This window comes from Paraburkholderia sp. XV, assembly GCF_020177535.1.
GTDB lineage: Bacteria > Pseudomonadota > Gammaproteobacteria > Burkholderiales > Burkholderiaceae > Paraburkholderia > Paraburkholderia caribensis.
Window position 1 is genome coordinate 38,163 of the sequence record NZ_JAGUUD010000060.1, and the last position, 13,676, is coordinate 51,838.

The 13,676-nt window shown below is 61.0% G+C and carries 16 protein-coding genes and 1 pseudogene; 9 read left to right on the plus strand and 8 right to left on the minus strand.

Annotated elements, in window-relative coordinates:
- Nucleotides 1–46: 46 nt before the first annotated feature.
- A complete protein-coding gene (locus KFO72_RS25015) occupies nucleotides 47–187 on the plus strand; it encodes a hypothetical protein (protein ID WP_310042536.1) in 141 nt (46 codons plus the stop codon).
- Between the two features lie 41 nt (nucleotides 188–228).
- Here the strand turns inward: KFO72_RS25015 and KFO72_RS25020 are convergent, their stop codons facing one another.
- Complete coding sequence (locus KFO72_RS25020) at nucleotides 229–420, minus strand: DUF2964 family protein (RefSeq protein ID WP_060609762.1); 192 nt, start codon at nucleotides 418–420, stop codon at nucleotides 229–231.
- 169 nt (nucleotides 421–589) lie between these two features.
- On the opposite strand from KFO72_RS25020, the gene KFO72_RS25025 reads away from it, so the two are divergent.
- A complete protein-coding gene (locus KFO72_RS25025; RefSeq protein ID WP_225033274.1) occupies nucleotides 590–1,549 on the plus strand; it encodes a LysR family transcriptional regulator in 960 nt (319 codons plus the stop codon).
- Nucleotides 1,550–1,557: 8 nt separating this feature from the next.
- Here the strand turns inward: KFO72_RS25025 and mug are convergent, their stop codons facing one another.
- Nucleotides 1,558–2,115 carry a G/U mismatch-specific DNA glycosylase gene (gene mug / locus KFO72_RS25030; protein WP_054931493.1) on the minus strand — a complete coding sequence of 186 codons (558 nt, stop codon included), beginning with the start codon at nucleotides 2,113–2,115 and terminating at the stop codon, nucleotides 1,558–1,560.
- 82 nt (nucleotides 2,116–2,197) lie between these two features.
- On the minus strand, nucleotides 2,198–3,193 hold the full coding sequence (locus tag KFO72_RS25035; protein ID WP_054931511.1) for a GlxA family transcriptional regulator: 996 nt from the start codon (nucleotides 3,191–3,193) through the stop codon (nucleotides 2,198–2,200).
- Between the two features lie 554 nt (nucleotides 3,194–3,747).
- On the opposite strand from KFO72_RS25035, the gene ilvB reads away from it, so the two are divergent.
- From ilvB to KFO72_RS25050, 3 genes and pseudogenes are all read left to right on the plus strand, one after another.
- Nucleotides 3,748–5,613, plus strand: a complete 1,866-nt coding sequence (gene ilvB / locus KFO72_RS25040; protein WP_225033275.1) for a biosynthetic-type acetolactate synthase large subunit — start codon at nucleotides 3,748–3,750, stop codon at nucleotides 5,611–5,613.
- Between the two features lie 191 nt (nucleotides 5,614–5,804).
- A complete protein-coding gene (locus KFO72_RS25045) occupies nucleotides 5,805–6,143 on the plus strand; it encodes an ArsR/SmtB family transcription factor (RefSeq protein WP_225033276.1) in 339 nt (112 codons plus the stop codon).
- A gap of 223 nt (nucleotides 6,144–6,366) precedes the next feature.
- Nucleotides 6,367–6,537: pseudogene (locus tag KFO72_RS25050) on the plus strand (porin); the annotation flags it as partial.
- A 31-nt stretch (nucleotides 6,538–6,568) separates the two neighbouring features.
- Here KFO72_RS25050 and KFO72_RS25055 read toward each other — a convergent pair.
- Complete coding sequence (locus KFO72_RS25055) at nucleotides 6,569–7,792, minus strand: MFS transporter (protein WP_225033277.1); 1,224 nt, start codon at nucleotides 7,790–7,792, stop codon at nucleotides 6,569–6,571.
- Nucleotides 7,793–7,927: 135 nt separating this feature from the next.
- Nucleotides 7,928–8,878, minus strand: a complete 951-nt coding sequence (locus KFO72_RS25060) for a LysR family transcriptional regulator (protein WP_054931500.1) — start codon at nucleotides 8,876–8,878, stop codon at nucleotides 7,928–7,930.
- Between KFO72_RS25060 and KFO72_RS25065 the strand changes: the two genes are divergently transcribed.
- Entirely contained in the window at nucleotides 8,772–9,179 is a 408-nt protein-coding gene (locus tag KFO72_RS25065; protein WP_225033285.1) for a hypothetical protein, read from the plus strand. The genes KFO72_RS25060 and KFO72_RS25065 overlap by 107 nt on opposite strands.
- Nucleotides 9,176–9,544: a DUF2784 domain-containing protein gene (locus KFO72_RS25070; protein ID WP_054931502.1), complete on the plus strand. Its 369-nt coding sequence runs from the start codon at nucleotides 9,176–9,178 to the stop codon at nucleotides 9,542–9,544. The genes KFO72_RS25065 and KFO72_RS25070 overlap by 4 nt, the downstream gene beginning before the upstream one ends.
- 21 nt (nucleotides 9,545–9,565) lie before the next feature.
- On the opposite strand, the gene KFO72_RS25075 is transcribed toward KFO72_RS25070, so the two are convergent.
- Complete coding sequence (locus tag KFO72_RS25075; RefSeq protein WP_054931503.1) at nucleotides 9,566–10,732, minus strand: MFS transporter; 1,167 nt, start codon at nucleotides 10,730–10,732, stop codon at nucleotides 9,566–9,568.
- Nucleotides 10,733–10,871: 139 nt separating this feature from the next.
- Between KFO72_RS25075 and KFO72_RS25080 the strand changes: the two genes are divergently transcribed.
- The gene (locus KFO72_RS25080) at nucleotides 10,872–11,759 is read left to right on the plus strand and encodes a LysR family transcriptional regulator (RefSeq protein ID WP_225033278.1); all 888 of its coding nucleotides are present in this window, start codon (nucleotides 10,872–10,874) and stop codon (nucleotides 11,757–11,759) included.
- Between the two features lie 26 nt (nucleotides 11,760–11,785).
- Here the strand turns inward: KFO72_RS25080 and dapA are convergent, their stop codons facing one another.
- Complete coding sequence (gene dapA, locus KFO72_RS25085; protein WP_225033279.1) at nucleotides 11,786–12,667, minus strand: 4-hydroxy-tetrahydrodipicolinate synthase; 882 nt, start codon at nucleotides 12,665–12,667, stop codon at nucleotides 11,786–11,788.
- Between the two features lie 12 nt (nucleotides 12,668–12,679).
- A complete protein-coding gene (locus KFO72_RS25090) occupies nucleotides 12,680–13,006 on the minus strand; it encodes a hypothetical protein (protein ID WP_225033280.1) in 327 nt (108 codons plus the stop codon).
- A gap of 224 nt (nucleotides 13,007–13,230) precedes the next feature.
- Between KFO72_RS25090 and KFO72_RS25095 the strand changes: the two genes are divergently transcribed.
- Nucleotides 13,231–13,557, plus strand: coding sequence for a hypothetical protein (locus KFO72_RS25095; protein ID WP_225033281.1), 327 nt, complete (start codon nucleotides 13,231–13,233; stop codon nucleotides 13,555–13,557).
- Nucleotides 13,558–13,676: the final 119 nt, after the last annotated feature.

Genomic DNA, 13,676 nt, shown 5'->3' on the forward strand with positions numbered 1-13,676 from the left:
TAAAGAAGCAATTCAGTCTGACGATATCTCCAGAATCCAGCGTGCAATGAAGAGCGTCGACGCGGATGCGCAAGTCGACGTCAATGTCGCTGCGAATACGGTCAGCGTGGATTCGTGGCTGATGCCTGAAGAGTTCTTCGTTGCCTTCAACGACGAGGACTACAACGTGGCCATCCTCGAAGCATAGCGGCCGGCATGGCCGGTGCGGTTTGCAACCGGCCATGGCAATCACGCGTCATCACTACGGGTCGACTTGAGCAGGACGACGAAACCTGCAACCACGATGACGGCGGCAATGGCCACGTACGAGGCTATCTCTTCATGACCGGAGAGTAATCCTTTGAATGCGGCAAGCGGGCCGCCCACTGCGACAAACACACCGATCTTCAACAGAGTCGATCTAAGCTTCAGCCGGAACATACCCGCTCCCAAGGTCACGCGACCTGGTCGATTGTCGGAGATGTACTCGGGTTCTTGAAGCGCGCACGCAGCATGTTATGGGCCATTCAGTGCGCGAATTGAGCCAGGCCGGGCGTGACGCGGAAAACCGGACATACAATCGCGTCGAGAACTGAAGTCGGGAATTACGATGGACAAATTTCGTGAGATGGAGGTGTTCGTCGCCATCGTTGATCGAGGCAGTTTTACCGGCGCGTCAGAGAAGCTCGGCATGTCGGCTCCCACGGTGTCGAGGGCGCTGAATTCGCTGGAAACACGAGTCGGCGCGCAGCTGATTGCGCGGACCACACGGTCGATCCGTCCCACAGACGCGGGCATGTTCTACCTCGAAGCATGCCGCAGAGTACTCGATACCATCGCGGATGCGGAATCGAATATCGCCGCAGAGCAAAGCAAGCCTGCGGGCACACTGACTGTCTCCGCGCCCGTCCTGTTTGGCCAGCGCTTCATTGCCCCGCTCATCAACGCCTACGCGAACATCTATCCGGACGTCAGCGTGAATGTCGTCTATGTCGACCGAACGACGCGGCTGATCGAAGAAGGAGTCGATATCGCAATCCGCATCGGTCATCTTGGCGATTCTTCGGTGTTCGCCGTGCCATTGGGTTCCGTGAGCCGCCGCACCTATGCGGCCCCGGCTTATCTCGACGCGCTCGGGGAGCCCGTTCATCCCAGACAACTGAGTGACCATCACTGCGTGTCCTTCACGGGCGTGACGCATCCGCTTGAATGGCTGTATTACGAAAACGGTTCGAGGTTGCCCGTTCGCGTTCGCCCGCGAATGATCGTCGATCTGGCGCCTGCGGCTGTCATGGCGGCCGTCGATCGCGTGGGCATCACGCAATTGCTTTCGTACCAGGCAGCGCCGGAAGTGCTGAGCGGAAGTCTGCAACGAATCCTGGCGGCGTTCGAGCCGGAGTCGATTCCGGTGAATCTGCTGCACGTCGAGCGAAAAGGCACAAGCATGAAGATTCGCTCGTTCGTCGAATTCGTGACTGAAACGCTACGCAGAAACGTGCACCTTCAGTTTGTCGATGCGTCGAAGACAGTGAGGGTGGGAAGTGCGGTCGCTGATCTGGCCGAACCGTAAAACGTAGGTTATCCGGTGCGAGTGGATTCAAAGTGCGCCTGCACCGGGTCGACCGCGAGACGAAGCTCACGATACGCGCAAACCAGTGCATCCAGACTGAACGCGCGGTTCAGGCCGCTGGGATTGGGCAATACCCAGACGCGTGCGCCGCCGAATGTGACTGACTGAAGTCCCCAATCGACGTCGCGTTTGCCGATCAATTCGGAAACCGCCATCTTGCCAAGGAAGGCGATATAGCGCGGCGCGTACTGCGTGATCTTTCGCTCGAATTCAGGCGCGGCCGCCTTGATTTCCGATCGGGACAACTGTTCCGCACGCGCTGTCGGGCGCGATACTGCCGTCGTCAGGCCGCACCCGTCGCGCAGCAGTGAACGGTCGTCTTCAGGGCGTAGCTGTTCGCGCGTAAAGCCCGCCAGATGAAGCACTCGCCAGAACCGATTTCCCCGCCCCTCGAAGTGATGACCCGCGGATGCCGCGGCTAGCCCCGGATTGATCCCGCAAAACACCACCGATAAGCCGGTATCGAGAATGTCCGGAAGACCTTGAAGCGAGTCGGGGTGAGTCATGAAGATTGCGTGCCTTTCGATGACGATTGGTTAGACGGCACGTGCGGGACGCGTGCCTGGAACATAACCCGATTTACGCGGTTCACTCGGCGAGCGCATCGAGTTCCAACGTGTGTTCGCCCACTTCTCCTCGAAAGCGCTGCCGATACTGTTTCGGCGTCACATTGAGCCGTCGGGCGAACGTCGTACGCATGTGCGTGGCGCTGTGGAAGCCGCATTTGAACGCAACGGTCTTGAGTGGCGCATCCGTTTCCTCGAGCAGCTTTCTCGCCGTATCGACGCGGACCTGCTCGACGAATGCCGAAGGCGTCACCTTTGCATACTTGGCGAACAGGCGCGAGAACGTGCGTCGGCTGACGGAAACCGCGCTTGCGAGTTGCTCGATTGAGAGCACGTCCGTAATGTGGTCCATCACGTAACGCTGCACCTTGCCGATGATGGGATCGTCGTCTTTGCGCACACCGACGTAAGGGCTGTATTGCGACTGCCCGCCTTCACGCTGGATATAAACGACCAGCCGCTTCGCGACGCGCACGGCCAGTTCATGCCCCCAGTCTTCCGCCACCAGCGACAGGCACAGATCAATGCCCGCAGTGACGCCCGCTGAAGTGAACAGGCGGCCGTCGCGAATGAAAATCCGGTCGGGCTGCACGCACGTTTGAGGAAAATCGTCGGCGAGGCGTCCGGCATCGGCCCAATGGGTCGTCACTTCGCGGCGATCGAGCAGCCCCGCATGCGCGAGCAGGAAAGCGCCATTGCAAACGGAGCCATACCGGGTCGCGCCGTTCGCCTGACGCCTCAACCAGTCGAGAAACGGCACGGGCGGACGCAAGTCGGGCAATTGCGGTCCGCCCGCTATCAACAGCAGGTCGCATTGCGTGTCGAAATCCGCATAACCGAAGGGCACGGCGAGTTGCATCCCATTGGATGCCGTGACCATGCCCGCTTCCAATCCTACGAACGAGATCTGATACCGCTGATGCTCGGGAAGAAACGTGTTGGCTTCGGCGAACACATCCAGTGGGCCTGCGACATCCAGGGCTTGCACACCATCAAATATGACAACCGCGACTTTCATTTCGTGACCTTCATTGACTGTAAGCACGCCCATGGGTAGTTCATGTTGGACGCTTCACTACAACGCATCACGCAATGCGATGAAGCCTGGTAACGCGCAGTTGATCAGCTTATCGTAAGAATTCGCCGGAACTGTGTCGTGATCAGAAAATCTCAAATGTATTTTTTCCGGAATGCCAGGTTTGCAGGTTGCTTTGCTATCGGTGTCAGTAACTGCAGAATCAGGTTTCCTTAATTTCATGCTGTCGTTTGCCTGATGGTGCGCCAGAAAGCGGCTGAAGGCGATGGCCGAAAACGGCCTCAGTTTGGCCCGTGAATGCGCTTGTTGGGCAATCGCACAAACGCAATGCTTGTCACAATGAAGGCGAAACCTCCTCGCAATTCTTCCGGTTGCACATCACAAACGTGCTGGACGGGTTGGCTCTGCACGGAGAACCCGTCAGGTCGATCGTCCGCAAGCTGGTGCTGAACATACGCTGTTCTCGAGTTGGAAGGGAGATTGGCCTTTGAATCGGGCCGCTGAAACGATCAGCGCCCTTTCCATTCGAGACAACCATGACCCGCAACCCAAACGTCGCTTCACAAGTTCTCCAGAGATCAGAAAACGCCGGCGAGCCGATGTCGGGCGCCGACATCATCCTGCGCGTACTCAGCGAACAGGGCGTCGATACCGTGTTCGGCTACAGCGGCGGCGCGATCCTGCCGACATACGACGCGGTCTTTCGCTTCAACGAACTACACGAGAAGACTCCCGAGCGTCAGATCAAGCTCGTCGTTCCTGCCAATGAACAGGCGGCAGGATTCATGGCGGCGGGTTATGCGCGCGCCAGCGGAAAAGTCGGCGTATTCATGGTCACCTCGGGTCCGGGGGCGACCAACGCCGTGACGCCCATCGCCGATTGCAATGGTGATTCCGTTCCTGTCGTGCTCATATGCGGACAGGTGCCGCGTGCCGTGATCGGCACCGATGCCTTTCAGGAAGCGCCCGTATTCAACATCATGTCGGCGTGTGCGAAACAGGTCTTTCTGGTTACCGATCCGACGAAACTGGAGCAGACGCTGCGGACGGCATTCGACATTGCGCGCACTGGTCGGCCTGGTCCCGTCGTCGTCGATGTGCCCAAGGACATCCAGAACTGGGTGGGGACGTACCACGGGCATGGGACGCTGCAGTTTCGAGGCTACTCCGACCGTCTTCGAATGGTGGCGAAGGGCGCCGATCTCGGCGAGGACAAGCGCGATGAATTCTTCGAACTGCTCGCGCAAAGCAAGCGGCCGCTTTTGTATGTCGGCGGCGGTGTGATCGCTGCGGGCGCGACGGCGGAATTGCGCCAGTTTGCCGAACGCTACAAAGTCCCTGTTGTGACGACGCTGATGGGACTCGGCGCGATACCCGTGAAGCACGCGTTGTCGCTGGGCATGCTCGGAATGCACGGTTCGGCCTGTGCCAATTACGCGGTCGAAGATTGCGATTATCTGATTGCGGTCGGTGCCCGGTTCGATGACCGGGTCGCGGGTGGCCGGCCCGAAGCATTTGCGCCCCGCGCACGGTACGTCGCGCATATCGACATCGACGAGGCGGAGATCGGCAAGGTCAAGCGAGCACATTGGACTCATGTCGGCGATGCAAGAGACGCGCTTCTGTCGCTGATGGGTGACGGTCGCGATGTGCAAGCGCCTTCTGAGTGGCTCGAACATGTGCAGGACCTCAAGCGGGCCTACGGCATGAACTACGACAGGCACAATCCGGCGATTCAGCCGCAGTACGTCATCGAGCGGCTCAGTGAAATGACGGGCGGGCGCGCAATCATCAGCACAGGTGTCGGCCAGCATCAGATGTGGGCTGCGCAGTTCTTCGACTTCGTCGGGCCGCGAAACTTCCTGACCTCCGGCAGCATGGGGACGATGGGTTTCGGGCTGCCAGCGGCGATCGGCGCTCAATTCGCGCAACCGGATGCGCTGGTGATCGACATCGACGGCGACGGCAGTATCCGCATGAACGTGGGCGAACTCGAAACGGCAAGCACGTATGGTGTTCCCGTCAAGGTCCTGCTGCTCAACAATCTCGGCGACGGCATGATCCGGCAGTGGCAGCATCTGTATTACGAAGGCCGCTTGTGCGTCAGCGACAAGACGCTTCACCGCAAGGACTTCGTGATGGCGGCACAGGCCGATGGGTTTGGTTTTGCTGCTCGCGTCGATGCGATCAGCGAACTGGACGTGAAGCTCAGGGCGTTTCTGGATTTCGATGGGCCTGCTTTCCTCGAAGTCATGATCGACCAGAACGCCGATGTCTATCCGATGGTGGGTCCGGGCCAGAGCTATTCGAATATGATCACCGGGCCGTTCATCCCCTCGCGAAATCGTCAGAAGACGGGTGGCGAAGGCGCCGGGCGTCAGCAGGTTGCGGATATGTTCTAGCTACCACTGAAACGACAGGTTCGTGGGTTCGAGCCATCGTCGGCCTGCGAACGTTCGACGCGACTCGAATCGTAGTTGGGCATGATGAGGGCACCCTCGAGATCGACGTGTGGCGTTCCTTGCATTCGGGCCGCCGTTGTCGGTCGCAATGGAAACGGCACGGGAAAGGCATCGCACGGGATATGTCAGCAATGAGCACGAGCGGACCGACGATTGACTTCGATGCAGCCATCCGGGCGCTGGCGCATCCTTTCCGTCGAAAAGTATTGCAGTGGCTGGTCAATCCGGACGAATACTTTACGGAAGCTGAGTATTGCGCGTTTCGATGTGTGTCGGCGGGCATGCTTCACGCTCGAAGCGGTTTGTCGCAGTCGACGGTGTCAGGCCATCTGTCCCAGCTGGAGCGGGCGGGCTTGATCAAAACGCAAAAGGTGGGACAGTGGGTCTTCTTCTCGCGTAACGAAGACACCATCCGTGCATTGGCCGAATGGCTTTGTGCCGATATTGCGCGGATCAGCGAACGGGTCTAGACCGGCAAATTTCTGCCAGCTGCATCTCGTTTCCTCAATACAAAAGTACTGACCAGAAACGGAACGAAGATGTCTCAGAACCGCTGCGTCTGCCGCCTCGCCAAAGCACGGTAGACGATACAGTGAGCGGCCGCTTTCGGTGCCTCTCAAAAGCACGATTGTGATTTTTCCATTGCGTGTCTGAGGCGTGGGCAAGAACGAGCAACGATCGACTGCGTGCCGGATTTCAAAGGCGACAGCAGTCGACGCACACAAAAAAGGAATTGAAGATCATGAGACGTTCGCCCAAAGCAGCGTGACGCTCTACGGCATCATCGACACGGGCTTCGGCTATCAATCCAGCCAGACGACGTTGGTTTCGACCTCGGGTGGTCACTCGGCCGTCAAGATGATCATGCCACCTTCAAGTCGGCCAACGTGAGCGATCAATCGACAGCGGCACAAACTGCCTTAACTCCCGCAGGCCGCGCGATGATCGCGGCAGTCAGCAATACCGCCGCCAGCTCGCACAGCGCCGCCACCCACCCGAGGCTTCCCACACTCGCGTGAGCCAGCGTGAGCGCACCGAGCGCGGCGCCTATCGAGAAACCGATATACATGAACGACGCGTTGAGCGACAACACAATCGACGCAACCTTCACACCGGCAATATCGATCAGCCGTGCCTGCTGTGCCGGATAAAACGCCCAGTGCGCGACGCCCCACAGCGCGATAGCCGCGATCACCGGCACGAGTGCCGCGCCCGGCGAGAAAAAGCGCGCGCTGATCGACAGTATGGCGAAGGCGAGGCCTGATAGCGCGATCGTGGGAACGATCACGGCCAGAGGTCCAAAGCGGTCATTGGCTGCACCGCCCGACACGACGCCAATGGCAGCGGCGAGCCCCCACATGAACATCACCATGCCGACCTGTGCGCCCGCCAATCCTGTGATTTCAGCGAGAAACGGCGAGAGATAGGTATAGACGGTGTAAGCGCCCGTGGCCCAGAGCGTAGTCGTGAGCAGCGTCGCGAGCACGACGGGTTTGCGCGCAATCGCGATGCGCTCGCGCAGTGTCGCAACGGGAATGCCCGCGCCGATATCGCGCGGCAGGCCGATGCACAACCCCGCCACCGCGAGTGCCGCCAGTCCCGCGACCCCCGCGAACGTCATACGCCAGCCGAGCGCATGGCCAATGACAGCACCAAGGGGAACGCCGAGCGCGATCGCAATCGTAATGCCGCCGTTCACCACCGCGATTGCGCGGCCGCGCCTTTCGGGCGGCACGATAACGCTCGCCAGCGCATTCGCGCCCGGCACATAGAGACCGGCCGACAGCGCCAGCAAGACCCGGGCGCCCATCAATGCCCAGAAGGACGGTGCAGCGAAGGCGAGCAGGTTGGAAAGCGCGAACGCGATCATGCTCGCGAGCAGCAACGTCCGCCGGTTCATGCCGCCGCTCAATGCTGTCAAGACTGGGGAGCTAAGGCCGTAGGCGAGCGCGAATACGGTCACCAGCTGTCCTGCCGTTTCGATCGTCACCGACAGGTCGGTCGCGAGCCCGGGAAGAAGCGGCGAAATCATGAAGCCTTCCGTGCCGATCGCGAAGGCGCCGAGCGCCAGCCAGTACACGGGGGCAGGAAGGGATGAAGTTGTGTTAGTGGGTGTCATGTGAGGCCAGAAATCCAGAGTCAAGCGTTGCCTGATTCTGGATCGGCCCGTAGCGGACATCAATGGACTGGCGTTCCGGACATATCGGACATGAATGTCCGCAATAACCAGCGAAAGGCCCCCGTTGCCGGTTCGTCACGCCGCATGAACAGAAGCCAGCGCCGAAGCCAGCATGTTTCCGACTGGCGCGGTTCTGGCATCGACATCGATGTCGATCGAAAACTGCTGATGCGCGAGATCGATCATCGCCGTCAGTGCTGGCGTGACGATCGTGTCCTTGTTGCGGATGAACACGGTCTTCACATGCGCGAACTGCGACGGCAGCGCGTGGCAATGCACGGCATGCCGCGCGCCATGAGTCTCCACCACCGATCGCGGCAACAACGTCATCCCCATTCCCGCTGCGACGCACGACATGATTCCATCCAGCGTGCCCAGCTCCATCACCTGGCCCGGAATGATACCGGCCTGATAGAACCAGTTTTCGAGTGTCGAACGATAGAAGCAGCCCGTCCGGAATGCGAGCACCGTTTGCCCGGACATCTGCTTCGCAAGCGCAGCAAGCGATTCGAACTCGATACCGCTCACGAGCACCAGTTCTTCCTCAAAGACTTCTTCCTGATGCAGCGACGAACTCTGATGAAAGCCGCCGACGAATGCGCCATCCAGCCGGTGACATTCGACCGCCTTGATCAGCTCGTTCGTGGTGCCCGTCATCAGCGACAGTTGAACCTGCGGAAACTGCTCGTGATACTTCGCCAGCACTTTCGGCAGGCGGATCGCGGCCGTCGTTTCCATCGACCCGAGGCGTAGCAGTCCGCGCGGCGACGCATTGTCCAGCAGCGCGTTGCGGCTTTCGTCCGTCAACTGAAGGATGCGTTGCGCGTAGCCCAGAAAAATCTGTCCCGCCGACGTGAGCACTACGCCGTTCTTCTGCCGGATGAACAACTGCTGGTTCAATTCCGCTTCGAGCTCCTTGATGCGCATCGTCACGTTCGACTGGACGTTGTGGATCTTTTCAGCCGCTGCCGTGAAGCTGCCGCAATCGGCCACCGCGCAAAACATTCTCAGATGCCTCAGTTCCATCGTGCGCCTCGCCGGATCACCTCGGATGATGAAGATTCAGGCTAGCACATCGAGCCTGATGATTGACTTGCGTACCCGGACACAAACGCGCGCATCGTTGACGCGCAGGAAAAGCCGCGGATTTCGGATCGACAGGTTTTCGCTGCGCCCACGGAATTTTGTGCGCCGCAAGCGCGTCGAGCACGGGCGCGCGAAACGCTGCACAATTGCCTCGCGGAGGGAGAATCCGATCGGCCTGATTCTTCACTGCCGCGTGTTACGCGAACGTGGCCGGGATAGAAGCGCGCAGGAAACGTCATGATCTGGCTCGCCGACGCAGTGCTCGTGCTGCATGCGCTGATCGTCCTGTTTATTGTCGGCGGCTTGATTGCGATCTGGTCAGGGGCAGCGTTGAAGCACGTCTGGGTGCGCAATCGCGCATTCCGCGTGCTGCATCTCGTTGCGATCGGCGTCGTCGCGATTCTTGCTGCACTCGGCGTACCGTGCCCGCTTACCGTGATCGAAGACCATTTGCGCACGGGCGGCGCGGTCGAGCAAGGTTTCGTCCAGCGATGGGTGAGCCACTGGCTCTACTACGATGTCCCCGCCTGGATGTTCGCGGTTGCGTACGTGGCGTTTCTGCTGATCGTAGCGATCACATGGCGGTGCATTCCGCCGCGCCGTTGAGAGCGGCCGCGCCGCACGCGATCATTCCCGCTGCGCTTCACCCGCCATCTGCGGCCGCACCTGAATCATCACCGACACGCAACCGAGCGCAAGTCCGACCGCACACACACCGGGCCATTGCCATACGCTCCACGCCCAGATGCCCAACGACGACCCGAGCGCGCCGCCCGCGAAGCGGATCGTCATGTAGAGCGTGTTGATGCGGCTCATCGCATCGCTCTTGATGCTCATATTGCGCGCCATGTTCGCGACATGTCCGCTCTGCAAACCCAGATCGAGAACGATCACACCGGCGACGAGGCCCGCAATCGTGTTGCCCGTCGCCGCGAGAATCGCAAACGCCACGACGAAGATGGCGCCGCTCGCCAGCACGACGTGACGCGGGTTGCGCGTGTCGATCAGCTTGCCCGCTCCCGTCGATGCAGACGCGCCAACCACGCCGACCAGGCCGAATAGGCCCGCGACCTCGCTGCCGTAATGCGGGTCCATGGCGTGCAGATGAAACGCAAGCGTGGCCCAGAACGCGCTGAACGCGGCGAACTGAAGCGCCGCGATCGCCGAGGTCTGGCGAACCAGCGGCTCTTCGCGGATGAGCGTCCACAGCGAACCCATCAGCCGCCGATACGTGCCCGTGTACGTGGGCTGCGCGTTCGGCAGCATGCGCGACAGCACGGCCGCCGTGACGAGCATCGCCGCCGCCGCGACCCAGTAGACGGCTCGCCAGCCGAAATGCTGCGCGATCGATCCGGAAATCGTGCGCGACACGAGGATGCCGCACAGCAAGCCGAACATCACGATGCCGACCGCCTGGCCGCGTTGCTGTGGCCCGGCGAGTTGTGCCGCGAACGGCGTGAGCAACTGCGGCGCGACACTGACGAGGCCCGTCACGAAGCTGGCCGCGATGAGCCAGTTCAACGTCGGCGACAGCGCGATCGCGGCGAGCGCCGCGCTGGCGATGCACAACAGCGTGCGCAGCATCGAACGGCGTTCGAGCTTGTCGCCTAGCGGCACGAACAGCAGCAGGCCGAGTGCATAACCCGTTTGTGCGGCGACGGATACCGTTCCCGCCTGCCTTTCGGTGGTGTGGAACGCCAGCGCGAATTCGGCCAGCAACGGCTGGTTGTAGTAGTTATTCGCGACCACGACACCCGCCGCGCCCGCCATGAGCCAGAAGATCGAACGTTTCATCGGTGTGTTCCCGCGGCTTCGCCGCCCGTCGATCAGGCGGATTTATCGTCTCATTCACAACGAATGTAGACTATTCCGAAAAGTGCCGGTATCCATCCAAAACGGCAAGCAGCCTTGCCAAATCCGGAAGAGTCGATTTATGGACCGCTTTGAAGCAATGAGCGTCTACGTGCGGGTCGTGGATGCGGGCAGCCTGTCGGCCGCCGCGCGCGCGATTCCGATGTCGTTGACCTCGGTCAGCAGGCACATTTCGGCGCTCGAAGCGCAGTTCGGCGCGCAATTGCTTCGGCGCACCACGCGCAACCTCGCGATGACTGACGAAGGGCGCATTCTCTACGACCGCGCGAAGGCGATTCTCGGCGAAGTGGACGAGCTTGGCAGCGCGTTGTCGGCGGGACGCGGGAAGTTGTCTGGACGGCTGCGGATCGCCGCGCCGAATCTGCTTGGCCGGCTGGTCGTCGCGCCGCTGTTGCCGGGCTTTCTCGCGGGGCACTCCGAAGTGGCCGTCGATCTGATGCTCGTCGACCGCGCCGTCAATCTGGTGGAAGAGGGCTTGCATGTCGCCGTGCGCGTCGGCCGGCTGCCGGATTCGAGCCTCGTTGCGCGCAAGCTCGATGACATCCAGATGGTGGTATGCGCAGCGCCTTCGTATCTCGCGCAGCGTAGCACGCCCCGCAAGCCCGACGATTTGCGCAAGCACGATTGCCTCGTTTTTTCGGATGCGCCCGGACCGGTCGAATGGCGCTTCCAGTCGGGCGCGACGCGCATGCGCATCGGCGTGACGGGCCGCTTGTGGATGAATAGCCTCGACGCGCTGGTGTCGGCGGCGATCGAGGGCGCGGGCATCGTGCGCGCGCCCGCGTGGCAGGTCGCGGCGCATATCGGGCGAGGCCGCTTGCAGCCCGTGCTCGACAAGTTCGCGCCGCCCGCCACGCCCGTGCATGTGGTGTTCGAGCGCGCGAAGCTGTCGTCGCCGAAGATCAGGACATTCGTCGACTATCTGGTCAAGGAATGGGGCCGCGCGTGAATTGAGCCGGCGTGCGCCTGGCGCGTTCAGACGGTCATGGCGAGTTCCGCACGCATCGTGCGCAACGTCTCGTGGGCGTGCGCGAGTTGGGCGACGAGGGCCGCCGATGCCGCCGTGATCGGCATGCGCACTTCATCCGGGATACGGCCTTCGATCGACAGCATGGCCTTGATGGCCGACGGATTGGGCGCGGAGAACAGCAGCTTGAGAACAGGCTTGAGCCGCTCGAAGATCCGGCGTGCCGCCGTGGCGTCGCCCGCTTGCATCAGCGACTGAACCTCGATCAGCAGATCCGCGCAGACATGCGCGCTGGCGAGGATGCCGCCGTGCCCACCCGACGCGAGGCAATCGACGAAAGCCTCGTCGGTGCCGCACAGCATATTGAGGGGCAGTTTGCCCAGCGCGCCCAAGTGCTGCGCCGCGCATGCCTTGATCGCGACGATGTTCTCGTGTTCCGCGAGCCGCGCCACGGTAGCGGGTTCGATCGACACGCCCGTGCGATGCGGCACGTCGTAGAGCACGATGGGCCGGTCGGTTTCGCGCGCGATCTGTTCGAAATGCCACGCGATGCCCGCCTGATCGGGGCAGACATAGGCGGGCGGCGAGACGAGAAAGCCCGCCACGTCCCATCGCTCGAAGCGCCTGATTTCGCGCACGAACTCGCGCGTGTCGAAACCGCCAATGCCGACGAGCACGGGCAAGCGGCCATCGACGACGTCGCTGATGGCCTGCAGGACGGTCACACGCTCGATGTCGGAAAGCAGCGCTGCCTCGCCGGTCGTGCCGAGCGCGACGATGCCTGCGATGCCAGTGCGCGCGTAATGGTCGGTCAGCGTCTGCAGCGCTTCGACATCGACTTCACCGGAACGAAACGGCGTGACGAGCGGAATCCAGATTCCCGAGTACATGTGTTTGCTCCTTCACCTGGCGATGCGTGTGATGGAGCCGATGGTGGCTTCGGACATCGTTGCGATCAGCGTGTGAAGCGTGAAATCCAGATCTTCGGGAGCGATGTTGAAATGGACCCAGACCTTGTCGCGCAACATCTGTGTGTGCGAGATGTAGACGCCGAGCGGCGAGTGGAGGAGCGATGCGAGGTGGTGGCGAAACGCATCCGGCGAGGTGCCGGTGACGAAGATTTCGAGTTGTACGCGCTGGGCGCGCAGAGGAACGACGTTGGAGGGACGTTGCGTCGACGGGATATCCGGGACGAAGTCTTGCGGCGCGCGAAGTTGTGCGGAGCCCATGTTTATGGTTGCCACGACGGGCAGTTGTCGAGATGGGGCTAGCGTACTGCGAAGCGCGTAAACGCCGCGTAAAAAGCGCGTGTGTTTGCGCAAATACGAGGGATCGACATGGCGGGTTTATTGCGCGGGTCGTTGTCTTTACACCGTATTTAGAAGGGGCCCGATAGGATCTTCGGGATTGGCGTTGCAGCGCCGCTGCTTGACGTCATGTCCTGGAGTCGACCATGTTTGAAACTCGAAAAGAATATTCTCGTGAAGAGATTCATCAGGTGACGGGTGGCAGCAAGCACGCGTTTTTGCCCGTCAAGGGCGGCAAGGTTGTTGCTGCGCGATTGCGGCCTGGTCTTAATCCGCATGCGCCGGAGGTGATTCTTTGTGACGGTAGCGCTTCTTCGCGCGCGGCGGGGCGTACGCTTGCGCGGCAGATCGAGGCTGTTCCTGTTTTTGTGCGGACGTCGTCCGATCGGTTTCGGTATGTGGGCGAGTATGTTAAGAATAGTAGTTTTGCGCTTGCGCAGATTTCGCGGGTTATCAGGATGAGGAGGAAGTAGGGGTTTTTTGCCGTCCGGCGGGTTGGTTGTTTTGGCCTCTTCGCTGGCATCCGCGATGCGTTAGCTCGCTTCATGCGTCGCCCCTGTGCGGGGCGGCACCTACTTTTCTTTGCCGCCGC